The sequence below is a fragment of the Marivita sp. genome, from assembly GCF_020055635.1.
Lineage (GTDB): Bacteria > Pseudomonadota > Alphaproteobacteria > Rhodobacterales > Rhodobacteraceae > Marivita.
Map to the genome: position 1 here is coordinate 71,560 of NZ_JAIPUT010000001.1, position 18,631 is coordinate 90,190.

The window sequence follows — 18,631 nt, forward strand, 5'->3', positions numbered from 1 at the left end:
GGTCTACGCCGCCTGTTTCTGCCGGGCGGCGTTGATCCGGTCGATCACTGCCCGTGGGTCTGGCTGGTACTTGATGAGGTGCTTGTTGCCTTCGCGGGTGATGATCTGGACCGATCCGGCGATGATGCGCAGCTTGACGATCTCCTCCAGCCGCGCCTTGCGTTCGTAGGGGCCGGTCAGGCTGGAACTGGTCAGTGTCCAGACCTCGTCCATGACCTCGTCGGCAAGGTACCAGCCGCGCAGGGCCACCGCGGCAAGGCCGCCGATCGCGCCGGTCCAGACATGCGGGTTTCCAAGCAGCCACAGGATCGCCATGCCCGCCGCCATCGCGATCGCCGACATGACTGCATGGGCGCGGATGTAAGTGGTCATGTCTGGTTTGAACTCGGTCATATGCGCTTTCGGCGATTCGGGTCAGTTGAGCATGAGCTTGGCAAGGATGATGCCGCCGGCGATCAGAACGAACAGAACCGCGACAAACAAGAGCGCAGACCCGCCTGGCCGTTTTTCGGGAGCAGACGCGCCGCTTCCCGTGCCCCTTGCCGCCGCGCTGCGCACCGGCGCGCCCCGTGTGGCCGGCTCGGGTTCGTTGAACGTGCCGATCCAGCGCAACGGGCTGGAGATGGTCAGGTCCTGCTCGGTCCGGTCAAAGGCCTGAGAGGGCAGGACAAGAACGAAACCGGTCAGGGCATCAAGACGGGGTCGCGTGGTGTCGAACTCGGGCCCGCTGACGTCATGCGCGTTGACCAGGTATTGCGACAGGGGCATTTCACCCAGATCGCGCAGGTCGATCACCTCGACAAAGGCCTGGCGCAGGGATTTGGCGCCAAGCGCGTATTGCAGCGGCCATTCGCCGGTGCCGGCCTGGGTCGTGAAACGCTCGACCGCCTCGCGCGGGAGGTCGACATGAAAGACCCGGACCACGCCGCGTTCGGTGCTCTTGATATGCATGGATGTGCTCACACCATCACGCCTTCTTTCCGTGTCGCACGCCGGTCGCGCAGGGATCGTGCCAGCAGGTCCATCGCCGCCATGCGCACCGCGACGCCCATTTCGACCTGTTCCTGGATCACCGACCGGTTGATGTCATCGGCCAACGTGCCGTCGATTTCAACACCGCGATTCATCGGGCCGGGATGCATGACGATGGCGTCTTCCTTGGCGTGACCCAACTTTTCGGCGTCAAGGCCGTAGCGATGGTAATATTCGCGCTCGGAGGGGATGAAGCCGCCATCCATTCGCTCTTTCTGAAGCCGCAGCATCATCACGACGTCGACATCCTTGAGACCCTCGCGCATGTCCTCGAACACCTCGACACCGAATTCGCCTATGCCCGACGGCATCAGGGTGGGTGGGCCGACAAGACGCACGCGGTTTTCCATCTTGCCAAGCAGCAGGATGTTCGACCGGGCCACGCGGCTATGTGCGATGTCGCCGCAGATGGCGATGGACAAGCGGTGTAGGCGCCCCTTGGCGCGGCGGATGGTGAGCGCATCCAGAAGCGCCTGGGTCGGGTGTTCATGCCTGCCGTCGCCGGCGTTCAGTACGGCGCAATTCACCTTTTGCGACAACAGGTCAACCGCGCCGGAATGCGGATGCCGCACGACCAGCAGGTCGGGATGCATGGCATTGAGCGTCAGCGCCGTGTCGATCAGGGTTTCGCCTTTCTTCACCGACGAGGCCTGCATCGCCATGTTCATCACGTCCGCGCCCAGACGCTTGCCCGCCAGTTCGAAACTGGCCTGCGTCCGGGTCGAATTCTCGAAGAACATGTTGATCTGCGTCATGCCCGCCAAGACGTCGGTGCTGGGGGTCCGCTGGCGATTGCGCTCGGCATATTGGTCGGAAAGGTCCAGAAGCGCGGTGATTTCATCCGGGCGCAGGGGTTCGATCCCGAGCAGGTGTCGTTGTGTGAAATGCATGCTGGGCCTCGGTGCGCGTGTGACACGCTTATAGGGAGACGCTTTCCTGCCAGCAAGCCAAGTCATCGCGCCGGCGGAATGATGCGGAAACACTACATTTGGGGTTTGGGACGTTTTTCGATCTTCATATGGTTGATGTTCGCCATATGCGTGTCTACAAGGTCTGTACTATATCTGTGGGGAAATCATGAAATTTAACAAGATATTGCTTGGCGTCATGCTGAGCGCGGGCGTGGTCCTGTCGGCCTGCGCAGAACAGGCACAGCGCGTCCCGGCCAGCTATATACCCAGCATCATCTATCGCGGTGCGACCTGCCACGAGCTGTACCAGGAACGCGTGACGCTGGCGGGATATGTCCAGCACGTCACGGCGGAGCAACGCAAGGCGGCGCAGTCGGATACCGTCTTTTTCACCGCCAGCGCCCTGATCTTCTGGCCCGCGATCTTTGCCTTGCCGATCAGCGTTGACCAATCGGCGCAGCTTGCCACGGCGCGCGGGCATTACGACGCGTTGTCCAAGGCGATGATCGAACAGGGCTGCGTCAAGGGAGCCGGCCCGGCCTACGCCGCTGGGCAGCCCGCGCAGAAATATTCGGCCCCTGTGCGCACGTATTCCGCGCCGCATCCCGTGCTGCCGAACTGGAAGCGATATCCGGGGCAGTTCCCCCCGCTGTAAGGCAATCGGCAAGGCGGCGTGACAACGCCGCTTTTGTCGCCCCCGCTGCCGGGCTAGGTTGCGGACATGGATTCGCAAATGGACTGGCATGCGGCGCGCGCCGCGCTTGAGTGGCAGCTTGAGATGGGCGTGACCGAGGCGATCTCGGAAACGCCCATCAATCGCTTCGAGCAGGTGGCACCGCCACCCAAGGCGGGCGTTGCCCCCGGCGTCAGTGCGCCTGCCGTACCGGTTCAACCCGTTCCCGAGGTCGATCCTGTCGAAGAGGCAGAAAAGGCCGCGGCCTCCGCTCAGGACCTGGCTGGGCTCAAGGCGGCGATGCAGGCCTATCCGCATTGCGAGTTGCGCAAGGGTGCCCGCAACCTGGTGTTTTGTGACGGAGTGCCCGGATCGCGCGTGATGATCATCGGCGAGGCGCCGGGACGCGAGGAAGACCGGGTCGGAAAGCCTTTCGTGGGCCGCGCGGGGCAGTTGCTCGACCGGATGCTGGCGGCGATCGACCTTGGCCGGGATCGGGAGGGCGCAGGATCGGTCTACATCACCAACGTGTTGCCGTGGCGGCCTCCGCAGAACCGCGACCCGAAACCGGTTGAAATGGCGATGATGATGCCTTTCCTGCTGCGCCATATCGCCTTGGCCAAGCCCGAGCTGCTGGTCGTCATGGGAAACATCTCGTGCCATGCCCTGCTGGGCAAACGCGGTATCACGCGCCTGCGCGGCCAATGGGCCAAGGCCGCAGGCCTGCCGGTGATTCCGATGTTCCACCCCGCGTACCTGTTGCGCAACCCTGCCGCCAAGCGCGAGGCCTGGGCCGATCTGCTTGACCTGCAAGCCCGCTTGCGCACGACCACCTGACCAAGAAAGCCTGAGCCATGAGCCGTATCGACGACAGCAAGGACTTCCTGCCCATCCGCATCGCCGTTCTGACCGTCAGTGACACCCGGTCGCTGGACGAAGACCGGTCCGGCGATACACTTGTGGGGCGAATCGAAGGCGCGAGGCATATCGTGGCCGATCGCAAGATCATCCAGGACGAACGTGACGGGATCGCCGACCAGCTGCGCGCGTGGTGCGACCAGCCCGATATCGACGTGGTGATCTCGACCGGCGGCACAGGGCTGACCGGACGGGATGTCACGGTCGAGGCGCATCGCGATGTCTACGAGAAAGAGATCGACGCCTTCGGCACGGTCTTCACCATGGTGTCGTTCCAGAAGATCGGCACCAGCGCCGTGCAAAGCCGCGCCACGGGCGGTGTGCGCAATGGAACCTACCTTTTTGCGCTGCCCGGCAGTCCGGGGGCGTGCAAGGATGCGTGGGACGAGATCCTGGGCCTTCAGCTCGATTATCGGCACCGGCCTTGTAACTTTGTCGAGATTTTACCGCGATTGGACGAGCATCTGCGACGGAAATGACGTTTACCTGCGTGGATCGCAGAGAAGTGTTATTGGAAAACATCTGGTTTTGGCTATCTGTTCTCCAATGCCGTTGCTAAGGATTTTCGCCGATGCGGTTTCTCCGCCGTAGCCTGACCGGGTTGTTTCTGTTGTCTGTCACGCTTGGACTTCTGGCCTTTGCCGGGGTGCAGGTCAGGGATGCCGTGCAGGATCGCATGGCGCAGGAGCCTCGGTCGTTCGAGGCCCGAGAGCGCATTTTCGCGGTCAACGTGGTTCCGGCCGACTTCGACACGATCACCCCGGTCATGACGGCGTTCGGCCAGATCGAAAGCCGACGCACGCTCGAGATCCGGGCCGCGGTCGGCGGACGCGTGGTCGAGATTGCCCCCGATTTCGTCGAAGGCGGAACCGTGACCGAGGGCCAGATGCTGGTCACGCTTGATCCGACCGATGCGGAATCGGTGCTGGAGCGGGTGCAGAGCGATATCGTCGATGCCGAAGCCGAAAGGCGCGAGGCGGAGCGCGCGCTGGATCTGGCACAGGATGAATTGCAAGCGGCACAGGAGCAGGCGGACTTGCGGGAGCGTGCGTTTCAGCGGCAACGCGACCTTCAGGACCGGGGCGTCGGCACGGCGGCGACCGTCGAAGTGGCCGAACTGGCCGCGGCACAGGCGCGACAGGCCGTCCTGTCCCGGCGTCAGGCGGTGGCACAGGCCGAAGCGCGGATTGATCAGGCCGCAACCCGGCTGTCCCGCGCCCGGATCGCCGAGGCCGAGGCCCGACGGCGGCTTGACGACACGGTGATCACGGCGGATTTTTCCGGCACGTTGTCGGATGTGTCGGTGGTGCAGGGGCGGTTGGTGTCCTCCAACGAACAGCTTGCGCGGCTCATCGACGCCGACGCTCTTGAAGTTGCGTTTCGCCTGTCGACACAGCAATTTGCCCGCCTGCTGGACGAGTCCGGAACGTTGTCGGACGCCGATGTGACTGTGGTGCTGGACGTGTTCGGCACGAACCTGACCGCGACCGGCCGCCTGAGTCGCACCGGCGCCGCGGTGGGTGACGGCCAGACCGGGCGGCTTGTGTTTGCGACGCTGGATGCCGCGCCGGGATTCAAGCCCGGAGACTTCGTGACCGTCCGGATCGAGGAACCGCCGCTGCAACAGGTGGCGCGCCTGCCCGCCTCGGCGCTGAATGCCGCGGAGGAGGTGCTGGTCCTGGCCGAGGACGAGCGGCTCGAAGTGGTGCCGGTCACGCTTCTCAGGCGCCAGGGCGACGATGTGCTGGTGCGCGCCGAGGGGTTGCAGGGGCGCGACGTGGTGGCCCAGCGCACACCGCTTCTGGGGGCTGGGATCAAGGTGCGCCCGTTGCGCGAAAGCGGCGAGGCGGCTCCGCAAGAGCCGGACATGCTCGAACTGACGGAAGAACGTCGCGCCCGCCTGACGGCGTTTGTCGAGGCCAACACCCGGATGCCCGCCGAGGCGCGGCAGCGTATCCTGAACCAGCTGTCGCAGACCTCGGTGCCCGCGCAGGTGGTGACGCGCCTTGAATCCCGGATGGGGGGCTAAGCCGTGGCGCGCGCTCTTTCAGGCCGGGCCGGGGGGATCCTGAGCTATTTCGTGCGTCACCGGACGGTGGCGAACCTGCTGCTGATCCTGCTGATCGCGGCGGGCGCGGTTTCGATCCCCAACATGCGCGCGCAGTTCTTTCCGGATGTCGTCATCGACGATGTCGATGTGTCGGTCACCTGGAGAGGCGCGGGGGCGGAAGACGTGGACCGGGGGATCGTGCAGGTTCTCGAACCCGTGGTCCTGGCGGTCGAAGGGGTCGAAAGCTCCGATGCCGTGTCGCGCGAAGGACGCGCGTCGATCCGGCTTGAATTCGAACCCGGCTGGGACATGTCGCGGGCGGCAGATGACGTCCAGACGGCGGTCGAGTCGGTCACTACCCTGCCCGCGGAGGCCGAGGACCCGGTGGTCCGGCGCGGCGGCTGGCGGGACCGGGTCACGGATGTCGTGATCACCGGCCCGGTCGGGGTCGATCAGCTGGCCCGTTTCGCCGACGAAATGTCGGCGCGGCTTTTTGCCGAAGGGGTGACGCGCACGACGATCCGGGGCCTGTCGGCGCCGCGTACGGTGGTCGAGGTGCCGTCGGCCAACCTGATCGCCTTCGACATTTCCATGCGCGAGATCGCCAATGCCATCGCGGCCGAGGTCGACACCGACCCGGCGGGCGATGTCGGGACCGGCAACACGCGGGTGCGGACCGGCGTGGAAAAACGCAGCGCCGACGAGATCGCCGATATCGTGCTGCGATCGAACGCCGATGGATCGAACCTCACCGTCGGCGATGTGGGCACGATCATTGTCGAGGGGATCGACCGCGAGCGCAGCTATTTCGTGGGCGAAAACCCGGCCATCTCGATCCGGATCGACCGCAGCGACCAGGGCGATGCCATCGCGATCCAGCGCACGGTCCAGGAAGTGGCGTCGGAGTTTGAGGCGTCCTTGCCCGACGGGGTGAGCGTCGATCTGATCCGCACGCGGGCCGAGATGATTTCGGGACGTCTCGACATCCTGCTCGACAACGGGCTGACCGGGCTGGCGCTGGTTCTGGCGCTGCTGTTCCTGTTCCTGAACGTGCGCACCGCGTTCTGGGTCGCGGCGGGCATCCCGGCGGCAATGATGGCGGCGATTGCCTTCATGTACATGGCGGGCATCACGCTCAACATGATTTCGCTCTTTGCACTGATCATCACCCTGGGGATCGTGGTGGATGACGCCATCGTGGTGGGCGAACATGCCGATCACCTGGCGCGCACCGGCCTGCCCCCGGTCGAGGCTGCCGAGCGTGCAGCGCAGCGCATGGCACTGCCGGTCTTTTCGGCCACGCTGACCACGGTCATCGCATTTTTCGGGCTCGTGGCGATTGGCGGGCGGTTCGGCGACCTGATCGCGGATATTCCGCTGACGGTGATCGCCGTCCTGACGGCGTCGCTGGTCGAATGTTTCCTGATCCTGCCGAACCACATGGCGCATGCCATCGCCCACAGCGCCAGGCAGCATTGGTATGACGTCCCGTCGCGGGTGGTGAATCGCGGCTTTCGCTGGGTCCGGGAGACCCTGTTCCGGCCGCTGATGGCGCTGGTCATCCAGGCGCGTTACGCGGTTCTGGCCGGAGCGGTGGTGCTTCTGGCGCTCCAGGCGGCGCAGTTCATCCGGGGCGACGTGCAATGGCGGTTCTTCAATTCGCCCGAACAAAGCTCGGTCACCGGCAACTTTGCCATGGCACCGGGCGCGACGCGCCAGGACACGTTCGAGATGATGCGCATCTTCCAGACCTCGGTCGAGGAGGTCGCCCGCAGCTTCGAGGAACGCCACGGCGTGAACCCCATCGACTACGTGATCGCCGAGGTCGGCGGTAATGCCGGTCGCGGCATTTCGGGCGCCGACACCAAGGACGCGGATCAGCTGGGCGGCATTTCGATCGAACTGATCGACGCCGACCTGCGCCCGTTCTCGAGCGGCGCTTTCGTCAGCGCATTGCAGGACAGTGTGCCGCGCCATCCGATGGTGGAAACCATCAGCTTCCGCAGCTGGGGCAGCGGCCCGTCGAGCGATGCACTGGATGTCGAGTTCTTCGGGGCAAGCGCGGAAACCCTCAAGGCGGCGTCGGAGGACCTGAAAACCGCGCTCTTGCCCTATCCCGAGGTGTCGGCGGTCGAGGATTCGCTGGCCTATGACAAGGAAGAGCTGATCCTCGAACTGACGCCGCAGGGGCAGGCGCTGGGCTTTACCATCGATGGTCTGGGCCAGGTATTGCGCGCGCGGCTGGGCGGCATCGAGGCGGCGACCTATCCGGACGGCCCGCGCAGCGCCGAGATCCGGGTCGAACTGCCGGCGGGGGAACTCACCGCCGATTTCCTGGAGCGGACGCAGATGCGGACGCCCGACGGCGCCTATGTCCAGCTTGCCGATATCGTCAGCGTCGACCGCCGCACCGGCTTTTCGACCGTGCGCCGCGAAAACGGCGTCCGGCTCATTTCGGTGACCGGCGACATTTCCGAAGAGGATCCGGCCCGCGCCAATGACATCATGCTGGCGCTCGAGACCGAGATCCTGCCGACCATCGCCAGCGAACGTCAGGTCGAATACCAGCTGTCGGGCCTCAGCGAGGACGAGGGCGAATTCCTCAACGATGCGCGCACCGGGCTGATCCTGTCGCTGCTGGCGATCTATCTTGTGCTCTCTTGGGTCTTTGCCAGCTGGACGCGGCCGCTGGTGGTCATGGCGGTGATCCCGTTCGGGCTGGTGGGGACGATCTATGGCCACGCGCAATGGGACGTGCCGCTGAGCATGTTCACGGTGGTGGGCCTTCTGGGCATGACCGGGATCATCATCAACGATTCCATCGTGCTGGTGACGACAATCGACGAAAAGGCGGAAGATCGCGGGTTGATCCCGTCGATCATCGACGGCGCGGCGGACCGTCTGCGCCCGGTGTTCCTGACCACGGCCACCACGGTGCTGGGGCTTGTGCCGCTGCTGTATGAGCAATCCAGCCAGGCTCAGTTTCTCAAGCCGACCGTGATCACACTGGTCTACGGGCTTGGGTTCGGCATGTTTCTGGTGCTGCTGATCGTGCCGTCGCTGATCGCCATTCAGGACGATATCGCGCGGCTGACGATGACGGCCCGACGGGGGTTGCGGTTCCGCAACACCGGCGTGCGCGCGGCGATGGTCTCCGCGGGGATGCTGATCGTGGCCTGGCTTGGTGCGACCATGGGGGCTTTTGCGATCACCGGTGGGTTGCCGGACGTTCTGACGACGATGCTGGCGGGAACGCCCTTTGGCGGGCAAGGCACGCTGGCGACGAGCCTCGGTCTGTTCGTATCTGGGTCGGCGATGATCTGTCTGGGGCTGTATGTCGTGGCGGCCATCGCCATGACGGTCCTGCGGTCGCGCCGTCCGGCGTGACGCTCAGGGGGTGCAACCCTGGATATCCACCGCCCGCGAGGCGCCGATAATTGTAAAGCGCAGGTCTGACCGGTCGACAGCAAAGCTGCGGCCCTCCACATGCACCAGGCGGGTGGACGCATGCAGCGTGCCGCCGTCGCGCCGGCTGTCCGGTTCTGCCACCCAAAGGTGCGGATTGCCCGCTTCGACCACCACATGTTCGGTGCCGCCCGTCGCCGGCATGTCGATGGCGCTGTGCAGGATCAGCCCGCCCTTGGCACTGACTTCGAAGCGGCAGGTGACACTGCGGACCCCCGCATCGCCTGCGGTGTAGGGCATGTCGGCCAGGGCCGCCGCGATCACCGGATCGGGACGCGCCGATGCCGGCGGCAGGGTCGCGGTGAAGGACAGGTTGGCCGGGATGCAGATATCCTTGCACAGGCCGATCTGCATTTCACCGGACAGCTGGATGTCCGCCGCGTCGTCACGCGCCGTCAGGTGCAGCGGGATCACCACGCTTCGGGTATATCCGACAGACCGCGCCCCCTGTTCGAAGAACACTTCTGGTGAAGGCCAGTTCGCCGAAACCGCCCCGATGTTGCGCGATCCGGTCCAGTCGAACTGTGGCGGGATGCCGACATCTCCCGGCGCGCGCCAATAGGTCTTCCAGCCCGGTTCGAGCACGATCTGAACGGCCGCCATGTGAGACCCGTCGGCCAACCGCCATCCGGGCAACAGCGCAGCCCGCTCGAGACCGGTGGTTTCGCCCGCCTGCGACGCAAGCGGAGTGAACAGGGACATCGCCAGGGTACAGGCGGTCAGAAATGGCTTGAACTGTGTCATCCCCAAGCAGATGGCCGGTTTCCGGCGCGATGAAAAGTCACAAACAGGCGATCCGACCCGGGCCTGCGGCCTGTGTGCTCTTGCAACCCCTTGCCGCGCTGTCCATGTTTGGACGGTGAGCACATATGACATAATGACCGACCTGACGGGCCAATTGCTGATCGCGATGCCTGGAATGCCCGACCCCCGGTTCGAGCACAGCCTGATCTATATCTGCGCCCATTCCGATGACGGGGCGATGGGTCTGATCGTGAACAAGCCCTCGGCGGACGTGACCTTCGAAAACCTGATCGACCAGTTGCCGATCGAGGAGGCGGGCAACGTGTCCGGCATCCGGGTGCATTTCGGCGGCCCGGTCGAACTGGGCCGGGGCTTTGTCCTGCATTCGCCGGATTTCAGCTCCGAGATGACGACGTTGAACGTCGATGACGGCTTCGCCATGACGGCGACGCTGGATGTGCTGGAAAGCATCGCGCAAGGCGGCGGTCCCGAAAAGCGCCTGATCGTTCTGGGATATGCCGGCTGGGGGCCGGGTCAGCTCGAGAGCGAGCTTGCGGCAAACGGCTGGCTGACCTGCGACGCGAGCAGCGACCTGGTGTTCGACATCGCCGATGGCGACAAGTGGGAAGCCGCGCTGGCAACACTGGGTGTGTCGCCGCTGGCGCTTTCCTCGGAAGGCGGACGCGCCTGACGCGCAGCCCTTCATCCCGGGATATTTCGAAACCGGAGAGGTTCAGGCTTTGGCTTGAAAGAGCCACGCACCCTCATCGCTCAGTCTTCGGGTGGCGCGGCCCTCGTGCCAGAGATGCTGGCAATGCGCCATCGCCTCGACAAGGGCCAGACCGTATTCGGCTTCGCCGATCTTGCGCTTGAACAGCGGCGCAAAGCAGGCGCCTGCCGCCTTGGGCGTGTCGAGATGCGCCTCCAGGCGGCGCAGCGCGCCGTGGTGGTTTTCGATCAACTGATGCAGCCGCAGCGGCAGCCCGGTGAAGGGCAGTTTGTGACCGCCCAGAACCAGGTGATCGTCGCGGGCGATGGTCGACAGGCGCTCGCATGCTTCGAGCCAGTCGGCCACCGGGTCGGCCTCGGGTTCGGTGGCATAGACGCCGATATTCGAACTGATCGACGGCAGGATCTGGTCACCGGCAAGGATGAGATTGTCATCGCGCGACCAGAGCGTGGCATGTTCGGGTGCATGGCCGTTGCCGATATGGATGTCCCAAGTCCGCCCGCCCGCGGTGATCGTGTCGTCCTGCCGGATGCGGGTGTAGCCCAGAGGCAGAGGCGCAACGCAATCGGCGAAATTGAAGGGCCGTTCGGTCTTGCGTTTTTCGAGGATCGCCGGGTCCATGCCGCAGCGCTGCCAGAAGCGAAGCGTTTCGGCACTGGGGGTAGCCTGAACGTCAAGCTGAAGCATCCGCCCCATCAGCCAGGCGGTGCGCGTGGTGATCAGTTCGACGCCGTGCTCGGACTGGAACCAGCCGGCCATGCCGATGTGATCGGGGTGGTGATGGGTGACGATCACCCGCGTGACCGGCTTGCCCTTCAGCGGCCCGTCCATCAACCGGGTCCAGAGCGCCTTGCCATGCTGCGAGGCAAAGCCGGTGTCCACCAAGGTCCAGCCGTCGCCATCGTCCAGCGCGTAGACATTCACGTGATCGAGTTTCATCGGCAGCGGCAGGCGCATCCAGAGGATGCCGTCCGCGACCTCTGTCGCGCTGCCCTCTTCCGGCGGGGTGTCCCACGGATACCGTATGCCGCCTGTGCTCCGGTCCTTCATGCCGCCAGATCATCCAGGCTGAGGGCATAAAGCGCGTCCGCGCCCTGCCGTGCGTGGGCCAGCAGGCCGGCATGCTCGGGCAGCAGGCGGTTGATATAGAAGGTCGCCAACCGCTCATGGGCGCCGCCCTTATCTGCGCGGGCCGCCTTGAGGTGGAAATGCGCTCCCAGCACGCGGGCGAAGCCACGCAGATAGGGCACGGAGCCTGCAAAACGGTCCTGCGCGCCCTGGGCGACCATCCACTCGGTGGTTTCACGCAAGGTCTCGCACGCCTGCCAGACCGCTTCGGCCAGGTCGGGCAGATCGGCGCGGGTCGCTTCAGCCTCGGCCTCCATCTCGTCCAGCAGGTTGTAGGCCGCGTCGCCGCCATCCATCAGCTTGCGTCCGACAAGGTCCATCGACTGGATGCCGTTGGTGCCTTCGTAAATCGCGGTCACGCGCACATCGCGCGAATATTGTGCCGCGCCGGTTTCTTCGATGAATCCCATACCGCCATGCACCTGCACGCCAAGCTCGGCCACGTCAATCCCGGTCTCGGTGCCGAACGCCTTGGTGATCGGTGTCAGAAGGGCGGCGCGCGCGGCCCAGTCGGCATGTCCCGTCGCGGTCTCCATGTCGATCGCCACCGCATTGGCCAGCGCAATCGCACGCGAGGCAAAGGTCTCGGCCTTCATCGTCGCCAGCATCCGGCGCACATCGGCATGATCGGTGATGGAGTTGTTCTCGGTCCGGCCCTGCTTGCGGCCCTCGGCATAGGCCAGCGCGTGCTGATAGGCCCCATCGGCCACGCCGATGCCCTGCACACCGACACCAAGCCGCGCATTGTTCATCATGGTGAACATGGCGCGCATGCCGTCGTGTTCCCCGCCGATCAGCCAGCCGGTCGCGCCGTCATACTCCATCACGGCGGTCGGGCTGCCATGCAGACCCATCTTGTGTTCGAGGCTTACCACCCGGAGACTGTTGGCGACACCGGGCACGCCAGTGTCATCCGGAATGCGCTTGGGCACCAGGAACAGGCTGATCCCCTTGGTGCCGGGCACCGCGTCGGGCAGTCGGGCAAGGACAAGATGGCAGACGTTTTCGGTGAAATCGTTGTCACCCCACGAAATGTATATCTTCTGCCCGGTGATCGCATATGTGCCATCGCCATTCGGCACGGCCCTGGTCGTCAACGCGCCCACGTCGCTGCCCGCCTGCGGTTCGGTGAGGTTCATCGTGCCCATCCATGCGCCGGAAATCAGCTTGGGCAGGTACAGCGCCTTGATCTCGTCGCTGGCATGATTCTCGATCGCCTCGATCTGGCCCTGCGTCATCAGCGGCGCCAACTGGAGCGACAGGCAGGCGGCGCTCATCATGTCGTTGACCGCGGTGGCCATCGCCATCGGCAGGCCCATGCCGCCAAACTCCGGATCGGCGGAAATCGCGATCCAGCCACCCTCGGCAATCGCCCGGTAGCCCTCGTCGAACCCCGGGGAGGTCCGAACAACGCCGTTCTCAAGCCGCGCCGGATGCAGATCACCGGCGCGCCGCAGCGGGGCCAGGACCTCTTCGCACAACTTGGCCGCTTCGCCCAGAACCGCGTCGACGGTTTCGGGTGTCGCCTCGGCAAAGCGGTCGGTCGCTGCCACGTGTTCGAACCCGACCACGTGGTCCAACAGGAAACGGAATTCGGAAAGGGGGGCGCGATAGGTCATGCGTTCGGGTCCTCTGGTGTCTTGGCGACTGTCACGCGGCTTGGCATTCGGGTTCGGGAACGGTAAGCAGCTTGGAAATATGGTGCGACCCTGACGAATGCGGTCCGTGCCATCAACAAAAACGCGGCGTCACGACGGATGAACCTGTCTTCCCCCGAGATCCTGCCGGACACGGCCCAAGGGCACAGCCGTGCCGCAAGGATTCTGAGCACCGGTGGCCTTGTCGCCTTCCCGACCGAGACGGTCTACGGCCTTGGCGGCGATGCCTGCGACGATCGCGCGGTGGCGCGGATCTACGAGGCCAAGGGCCGGCCCAGCTTCAATCCCCTGATCGTGCATTTCGCCGATCTCGACACGCTGAAACAGAACGTGCACTGGACGACCGAGGCCGAGCTCCTGGCCCGGACCTATTGGCCCGGACCGCTGACGCTGGTTCTGAAGAAACGCGCCGACAGCCCGATCTCGCCGCTGGTGTCGGCGGGGCTCGAGACGATCGCGGTGCGGCTTCCGGCCCATGCCACGGCGCGCGCCATTCTCAGGGCGGCTGGATGTGGCGTGGCCGCGCCTTCGGCCAACCGGTCCGGGCAGATCAGCCCGACCCAGGCGGCGCATGTGGTGGCCAGCCTTGGTGATCGGGTGGACGCGGTCGTCGATGGCGGCGCCTGCGCGGTCGGCGTGGAATCGACGATTGTCGGCCTGCTGGACAAGCCCGTTCTGCTGCGCCCCGGAGGCATCACCGAAGAAGACCTCGCCCACACGCTGGGCCGCCACCTGGCCGTCCGGCACAAGGCCGAGGCAATCTCCGCGCCGGGCCAGCTGATGTCGCATTACGCGCCGCATGCCCATGTCCGTCTGAACGCGACCGAATGGCTGCCGGGTGAATTGCGGCTCGGTTTCGGAGAGGTGGACTGCGATCTCAACCTGTCCGAGACGGAGGATCTGGTCGAGGCCGCCGCGCATCTCTTCGACTACCTGCACCAGCTGGACGCCCGCCGGGCCGAGGTGATTGCCGTGTCGCCGATCCCGCATGAAGGGCTGGGCATCGCGATAAACGACCGTCTCAGCCGGGCCGCCGCGCCGCGCGACGATTGACGCCTACGGCCCTGCCATCCAGCGCCCGGCAGGACTCTAGTCGAACTTCCAGAGCGCCGGAACAAAGCTGTAGGCCTCGCCGTCGCGCATGACATGTCCCACGCCGGGGAACGGGAAGTGATAGCCCAGAACGGCCATCCGGTCGGTCGCGGCCATGTCCAGAAGCCGCTTGCGGGTGGCCACGGTCTGATCCCCGTCTGAATCGAAATTGTTGTACCACTCGGGGTGCGCAAAGTTGGTGTAGGCGTGGCTCATTGCGTCGCCAAGCGCGATCAGTTGCTGGCCGCCGCTTTCCACGACCACCGCCATGTGGCCCGGCGTGTGGCCGGGTGTGTCGATCACGCGGACACCGGGAACCACCTCGAACCCGTCCGACATCAGTTCCCAGTCTGCGCCATCGACAGTGATCGAGTTCTGTGCGCCGACAACGAATTGCTGCATCTCGGTCGGCACCTGTGTCGCCAGCCCGTCCTGCATCCAGTAATCATGCTCGGTCTCGCCCAGGAAATAGGCGGCACCCGGGAGGATCGCCTCGTCGAAATCGTCGCGAATACCCCAGATGTGATCCGGGTGTGCGTGGGTGATGACCACATGGGTGATGCCCGACGCGTCGATCCCCGCCGCATCCATATTCGCCCAGAGCCGCCCGGCGGTGTCCATGAACCGATTGCCCGATCCGACATCCACCAGCACCGTGTTGCCGCCAATCTCGACGATCAGGTGATTGGTGTGCGATGTGTTGGTTTCGGTCGACAGGTAATGCTGCGCCAGGAACGCCTTCACCTCGGCGGGGTCTGCGTTTACCCCAAGCCCCTCGGTCGGCAGGGCCAGGTATCCGTCCGACAGGATGGTGATCCTTGCATCTCCCAGCGTGAACCGGAAATGGGCCGGATTGCCGCCCTCCGGTCCGCCCAGTTCGGCCAGGGCCTGCACGCCGGGAAGCGCAAAGGCAGGCATCGCTGCGGCGGTTTTCAGAAAACTGCGGCGTGTCGGGCGCAAAAGCATGGTGTCTCCTCCCAGAGATAAATTCAGATTTGTGAATAACATGGGGGCGATACGCGCTGCAATTGCGATTTGCAAAATCTGCGACGGGGAAGGACCGACAGCAATTCCCACCGATCGCGAAATAGGGCTGAAAGCTCAGGGTCATAGCCCCAAGCCGGTCGCGCCGCAGATGCGAGTCGTTTGCAACCACCGACCCGAAGCCTTACATGACCACCGTGCTGCGGTGCAGCAGTACGCTTTTTCGCTTCAGACAGGAGGCGCAGACCATGGGCTTTTTCAAGACAGCCGCTTTCACCGCCATGCTTGGCATGACCGCAACCGCCGGGATCGCGCAGGAGGTCACGCTGCGCTTTCAGCATTTCGTGTCGCCGAACTCGGCGAACCCGAAATATTTTCTCGATCCCTGGGTCGAAAAGGTCGAAGCCGAATCGAACGACCGGATCAAGATCGAGATCTACCCGTTCATGCAGCTGGGCGGCAAAGCCACCGCGCAATATGACCTGATCCGCGATGGCGTGATCGACGGCGGCTGGGTGATCCCCGGATACACGCCGGGCCGTTTCCCCGAAGCCGAGGCGCTGGAATTGCCCTTCATGGTGACCAAGAGCGCCGAGGAAGCCTCGCGCGCCGCGTGGGCCTATACGCAGCAGCATCTGATGGACGATTTCGCCGACGTGCACCTGATCGCCGCGCACATGCACGGGCCGGGGATCGTGCACAAGACCGGGCCCGCGATTGAGGACCTGACCGATTTCGCCGGTCTCAAGCTGCGTGGCCCGTCGCGGCCGGCGACCTTGCTGCTCGACAAGCTGGGGGCGGAACCCATCGGCCTGCCAGTGCCGCAATTTCCTGAAGCGCTGTCGAAGGGCGTCGTTGATGGCGGTGTGATCACGTGGGAGATGTCGCCCTCGCTCAAGCTCGATGAACTGACAGACAGCCATACGGATGTGGCGGGCGACAAGTCGCTCTACAACCTCTATTTCCTGTGGGCGATGAACAAGGACAGCTACAATGCGCTGCCCGATGACCTCAAGGCGGTGATCGACGCCAATTCGGGGCTTGAAACCTCGGCCATGGCGGGCCGCGCGCATGACATTGGCGACCGCGAGGGGCGGGCGCTCATGGAAGACGCGGGCAACGAGATCGCCACGCTGAACGAGGCCGAAACCGCGCGGATCGTGGCGCTGGGCAATGCGGTCACGCAGGACTGGATCGCCGAGATGACCGAGCGCGGTCTGGATGCGGCGCAACTGGTCGACGACGCCCGCGCGGCGGTCGAGGCGACACGCGACACCGCCACCGATACCGACGGTTAGGCCGGACCGGCAGCCAGGGGCGACGCGGCATCGATGCCGCGTCGTTTTTGCGTCGACGCAAAAACGCCCGCCGCAGATGGCGTTCTCCTGCCCCCCGCGCGACCGGGCGCGTGACGTCAAACGCTATGCGGTCGCCGGCCCGTTCCCAAACCGCAAGACGGTCACGTGAGAATCGCCATAGCGCCGCGTGTCCAGCCGGATGAACCCTTCGGGCGCCAATTGCGGCGCATTTTCCTCCCAGACGATCAATGCCCCATCCGCCAGCCACCCGCCGGCCACCGCCGCCGCCAGCGCCTTTTGCCCCAAGGTCTTGCCGTAAGGCGGATCGAGAAACACCAGCGTCGCGGCGTCCGTGTCGCAGGGCGGCAGCCGCGTGGCATCCCGCGTGACCACCCGCGCCGTGTCGCAGCCCAGACTCTTGATATTGGCCTTGATCAGCGACAGAGCCTTGCGCCCGTCATCCACGAACACCGCCGACGCCGCCCCGCGCGACAGCGCCTCGAGCCCGAGCGCGCCTGTCCCTGCGAACAGGTCGAGCACATGCGCGCCGTCGAACGGATCGCCGAAGCGGCCACCGCCCAGCATGTTGAACAGGCTCTCGCGCACCCGATCTGTCGTCGGCCGCAGATGTGCGCCCGGATCGCCCTTCCCGACACTGGCCAGAACCCGGCCCCGATAAAGCCCCGCGATGATCCTCACGCCTTCAGAAGCGCCTTGAGGTCGGTGCCCGTGTCGCGGATCGCCTCCGGATCGGGGGATTTGCCCATCTCGATCAAACGCTTGCCCACCATGTAGGCGCGCGGATCGTTCATCGCGTCGATTGCCAGCAACCGATCCCCGGCAAAATACCAATGCGACACCACATCGCCGTCGCCCCTGCGGGTCACGATGCGGTCATAGCCGGCGTTCAAACCGGCAATCTGCAACTTGACCTCGTACTGATCCGACCAGAACCACGGCTTGGCATCATAGGCGCGCGCATTGCCCAGGATGTTGTCGGCCACGCATTCGGCCTGATCGATGGCATTGCCGACGCTTTCAAGCCGCATCTGCTGTCCCTGCCACGGAAAGGAGGCGCAATCGCCCGCCGCCCAGATATGCGGATCCGATGTGCGGCCATTGGCGTCGGTCGCGATGCCGTTGTCGATCGTCAGCCCGGCGGCCTCGGCAAGCTGGGTGTTCGGCGCGATGCCCACGCCGACCAGCACGAAATCCACCTGCACCGTGCTGCCATCGCTCAGCACGGCCCCGGTCACGTGGCCCTCCGTGCCGGTGAGGTGATCCAGACCGACGCCTTCGCGCAGGTCGACACCGTGATCCCTGTGCACCTTGCGGAAGAAATCCGATGTCTCGGGCGCGGCCACCCGTTGCAGGATGCGATCGGCCATTTCCACAAGCGTGACCTTCAGCCCCAGCTTTGCCGCAACCGCCGCCGCTTCGAGACCGATATACCCGCCGCCAACGATCAGCACCCGCGCGCCCTTGGCAAAGCGCGCGGCCATGGCATCGACATCGTGCAGGCCGCGCACCACCATCACGCCGTCCAGGTCACCGCCGATCGCGGCGGGCAGACGGCGCGGGGTGGAGCCTGTGGTCAGGACCAGGTCGTCATAGCGCAGCACGTCGTCGCCCACGCGCAGCGTCTGCGCAGCCGGGTCGATGGCGGTCACCGGCGCGCCCAGCTTCAGCGTGATGCCCTGTTCCGCGTAAAAGCTTTCGGGTCGCAGGTAGAGCCGGTCGCGCTCCATCTCGCCCAGCAGGTAGGCCTTGGACAGCGGCGGGCGCTGGTAGGGCGGAAACGGTTCCTCGCCGATCAGCGTGATCTGCCCGTCAAAGCCCTTCGCCCGCAACCGGGCGACACAGGAGGCCCCGGCCTGCCCGGCGCCGACGACAATAACATGTTTCATCGCTGAACCTTTTTGCACGGGGCCATTGGTCTCATCCCGCG

At 65.0% G+C, this 18,631-nt stretch carries 17 protein-coding genes; 8 read left to right on the plus strand and 9 right to left on the minus strand.

The annotated features are described in order from the left end of the window. Nucleotides 1-3 precede the first annotated feature (3 nt). The 3 genes from LCF60_RS00320 to LCF60_RS00330 are packed head-to-tail and all read right to left on the minus strand — an operon-like array spanning nucleotide 4 to nucleotide 1,922. Nucleotides 4-372 (minus strand): hypothetical protein, encoded by a 369-nt coding sequence (locus LCF60_RS00320; RefSeq protein WP_292289011.1) that lies wholly within the window; start codon nucleotides 370-372, stop codon nucleotides 4-6. Between the two features lie 42 nt (nucleotides 373-414). Next, complete coding sequence (locus LCF60_RS00325) at nucleotides 415-951, minus strand: aspartate carbamoyltransferase catalytic subunit (RefSeq protein WP_292289012.1); 537 nt, start codon at nucleotides 949-951, stop codon at nucleotides 415-417. 8 nt (nucleotides 952-959) lie between these two features. After that, a complete protein-coding gene (locus tag LCF60_RS00330) occupies nucleotides 960-1,922 on the minus strand; it encodes an aspartate carbamoyltransferase catalytic subunit (RefSeq protein WP_292289013.1) in 963 nt (320 codons plus the stop codon). A 187-nt stretch (nucleotides 1,923-2,109) separates the two neighbouring features. On the opposite strand from LCF60_RS00330, the gene LCF60_RS00335 reads away from it, so the two are divergent. From LCF60_RS00335 to LCF60_RS00355, 5 genes are all read left to right on the plus strand, one after another. After that, nucleotides 2,110-2,598, plus strand: coding sequence for a hypothetical protein (locus tag LCF60_RS00335; RefSeq protein ID WP_292289014.1), 489 nt, complete (start codon nucleotides 2,110-2,112; stop codon nucleotides 2,596-2,598). A gap of 66 nt (nucleotides 2,599-2,664) precedes the next feature. Further along, a complete protein-coding gene (locus LCF60_RS00340) occupies nucleotides 2,665-3,453 on the plus strand; it encodes a uracil-DNA glycosylase (protein WP_292289015.1) in 789 nt (262 codons plus the stop codon). 17 nt (nucleotides 3,454-3,470) lie between these two features. Next, the gene (gene moaB / locus LCF60_RS00345; RefSeq protein ID WP_292289016.1) at nucleotides 3,471-4,013 is read left to right on the plus strand and encodes a molybdenum cofactor biosynthesis protein B; all 543 of its coding nucleotides are present in this window, start codon (nucleotides 3,471-3,473) and stop codon (nucleotides 4,011-4,013) included. A gap of 92 nt (nucleotides 4,014-4,105) precedes the next feature. After that, on the plus strand, nucleotides 4,106-5,563 hold the full coding sequence (locus LCF60_RS00350; protein WP_292289017.1) for an HlyD family efflux transporter periplasmic adaptor subunit: 1,458 nt from the start codon (nucleotides 4,106-4,108) through the stop codon (nucleotides 5,561-5,563). Nucleotides 5,564-5,566: 3 nt separating this feature from the next. After that, complete coding sequence (locus tag LCF60_RS00355) at nucleotides 5,567-8,971, plus strand: efflux RND transporter permease subunit (protein WP_292289018.1); 3,405 nt, start codon at nucleotides 5,567-5,569, stop codon at nucleotides 8,969-8,971. 3 nt (nucleotides 8,972-8,974) lie between these two features. On the opposite strand, the gene LCF60_RS00360 is transcribed toward LCF60_RS00355, so the two are convergent. Beyond that, entirely contained in the window at nucleotides 8,975-9,793 is an 819-nt protein-coding gene (locus LCF60_RS00360) for a protein-disulfide reductase DsbD domain-containing protein (RefSeq protein ID WP_292289019.1), read from the minus strand. A 133-nt stretch (nucleotides 9,794-9,926) separates the two neighbouring features. On the opposite strand from LCF60_RS00360, the gene LCF60_RS00365 reads away from it, so the two are divergent. Further along, a complete protein-coding gene (locus LCF60_RS00365; RefSeq protein WP_292289020.1) occupies nucleotides 9,927-10,484 on the plus strand; it encodes a YqgE/AlgH family protein in 558 nt (185 codons plus the stop codon). 42 nt (nucleotides 10,485-10,526) lie between these two features. Here LCF60_RS00365 and LCF60_RS00370 read toward each other — a convergent pair whose 3' ends face one another. Both LCF60_RS00370 and LCF60_RS00375 read right to left on the minus strand, forming a co-directional pair. Then, a complete protein-coding gene (locus LCF60_RS00370; RefSeq protein ID WP_292289021.1) occupies nucleotides 10,527-11,573 on the minus strand; it encodes an MBL fold metallo-hydrolase in 1,047 nt (348 codons plus the stop codon). Next, nucleotides 11,570-13,270, minus strand: coding sequence for an acyl-CoA dehydrogenase (locus LCF60_RS00375; protein ID WP_292289022.1), 1,701 nt, complete (start codon nucleotides 13,268-13,270; stop codon nucleotides 11,570-11,572). Before LCF60_RS00375 ends, LCF60_RS00370 begins: the two co-directional genes overlap by 4 nt. A gap of 138 nt (nucleotides 13,271-13,408) precedes the next feature. Between LCF60_RS00375 and LCF60_RS00380 the strand changes: the two genes are divergently transcribed. Further along, nucleotides 13,409-14,362 (plus strand): L-threonylcarbamoyladenylate synthase, encoded by a 954-nt coding sequence (locus LCF60_RS00380; protein ID WP_292289023.1) that lies wholly within the window; start codon nucleotides 13,409-13,411, stop codon nucleotides 14,360-14,362. A gap of 36 nt (nucleotides 14,363-14,398) precedes the next feature. On the opposite strand, the gene LCF60_RS00385 is transcribed toward LCF60_RS00380, so the two are convergent. Further along, nucleotides 14,399-15,367 carry an MBL fold metallo-hydrolase gene (locus tag LCF60_RS00385; protein ID WP_292289024.1) on the minus strand — a complete coding sequence of 323 codons (969 nt, stop codon included), beginning with the start codon at nucleotides 15,365-15,367 and terminating at the stop codon, nucleotides 14,399-14,401. Nucleotides 15,368-15,633: 266 nt separating this feature from the next. On the opposite strand from LCF60_RS00385, the gene LCF60_RS00390 reads away from it, so the two are divergent. Continuing rightward, entirely contained in the window at nucleotides 15,634-16,683 is a 1,050-nt protein-coding gene (locus tag LCF60_RS00390; protein WP_292289025.1) for a TRAP transporter substrate-binding protein, read from the plus strand. A 123-nt stretch (nucleotides 16,684-16,806) separates the two neighbouring features. Here LCF60_RS00390 and rsmD read toward each other — a convergent pair whose 3' ends face one another. After that, entirely contained in the window at nucleotides 16,807-17,382 is a 576-nt protein-coding gene (gene rsmD / locus LCF60_RS00395) for a 16S rRNA (guanine(966)-N(2))-methyltransferase RsmD (RefSeq protein ID WP_292289026.1), read from the minus strand. Next, complete coding sequence (locus LCF60_RS00400; protein WP_292289027.1) at nucleotides 17,379-18,590, minus strand: FAD-dependent oxidoreductase; 1,212 nt, start codon at nucleotides 18,588-18,590, stop codon at nucleotides 17,379-17,381. Before LCF60_RS00400 ends, rsmD begins: the two co-directional genes overlap by 4 nt. Nucleotides 18,591-18,631 lie beyond the last annotated feature (41 nt).

Coding starts and splice junctions, on each gene's coding strand:
- LCF60_RS00325 (WP_292289012.1), bottom strand. CDS start 951: ATGCATATCAAGAGCACCGAACGCGGCGTGGTCCGGGTCTTTCATGTC.
- LCF60_RS00385 (WP_292289024.1), bottom strand. CDS start 15,367: ATGCTTTTGCGCCCGACACGCCGCAGTTTTCTGAAAACCGCCGCAGCG.
- LCF60_RS00350 (WP_292289017.1), top strand. CDS start 4,106: ATGCGGTTTCTCCGCCGTAGCCTGACCGGGTTGTTTCTGTTGTCTGTC.
- LCF60_RS00360 (WP_292289019.1), bottom strand. CDS start 9,793: ATGACACAGTTCAAGCCATTTCTGACCGCCTGTACCCTGGCGATGTCC.
- LCF60_RS00370 (WP_292289021.1), bottom strand. CDS start 11,573: ATGAAGGACCGGAGCACAGGCGGCATACGGTATCCGTGGGACACCCCG.
- LCF60_RS00380 (WP_292289023.1), top strand. CDS start 13,409: ATGAACCTGTCTTCCCCCGAGATCCTGCCGGACACGGCCCAAGGGCAC.
- LCF60_RS00320 (WP_292289011.1), bottom strand. CDS start 372: ATGACCACTTACATCCGCGCCCATGCAGTCATGTCGGCGATCGCGATG.
- LCF60_RS00335 (WP_292289014.1), top strand. CDS start 2,110: ATGAAATTTAACAAGATATTGCTTGGCGTCATGCTGAGCGCGGGCGTG.
- moaB (WP_292289016.1), top strand. CDS start 3,471: ATGAGCCGTATCGACGACAGCAAGGACTTCCTGCCCATCCGCATCGCC.
- LCF60_RS00340 (WP_292289015.1), top strand. CDS start 2,665: ATGGATTCGCAAATGGACTGGCATGCGGCGCGCGCCGCGCTTGAGTGG.
- LCF60_RS00375 (WP_292289022.1), bottom strand. CDS start 13,270: ATGACCTATCGCGCCCCCCTTTCCGAATTCCGTTTCCTGTTGGACCAC.
- LCF60_RS00330 (WP_292289013.1), bottom strand. CDS start 1,922: ATGCATTTCACACAACGACACCTGCTCGGGATCGAACCCCTGCGCCCG.
- LCF60_RS00390 (WP_292289025.1), top strand. CDS start 15,634: ATGGGCTTTTTCAAGACAGCCGCTTTCACCGCCATGCTTGGCATGACC.
- LCF60_RS00365 (WP_292289020.1), top strand. CDS start 9,927: ATGACCGACCTGACGGGCCAATTGCTGATCGCGATGCCTGGAATGCCC.
- LCF60_RS00400 (WP_292289027.1), bottom strand. CDS start 18,590: ATGAAACATGTTATTGTCGTCGGCGCCGGGCAGGCCGGGGCCTCCTGT.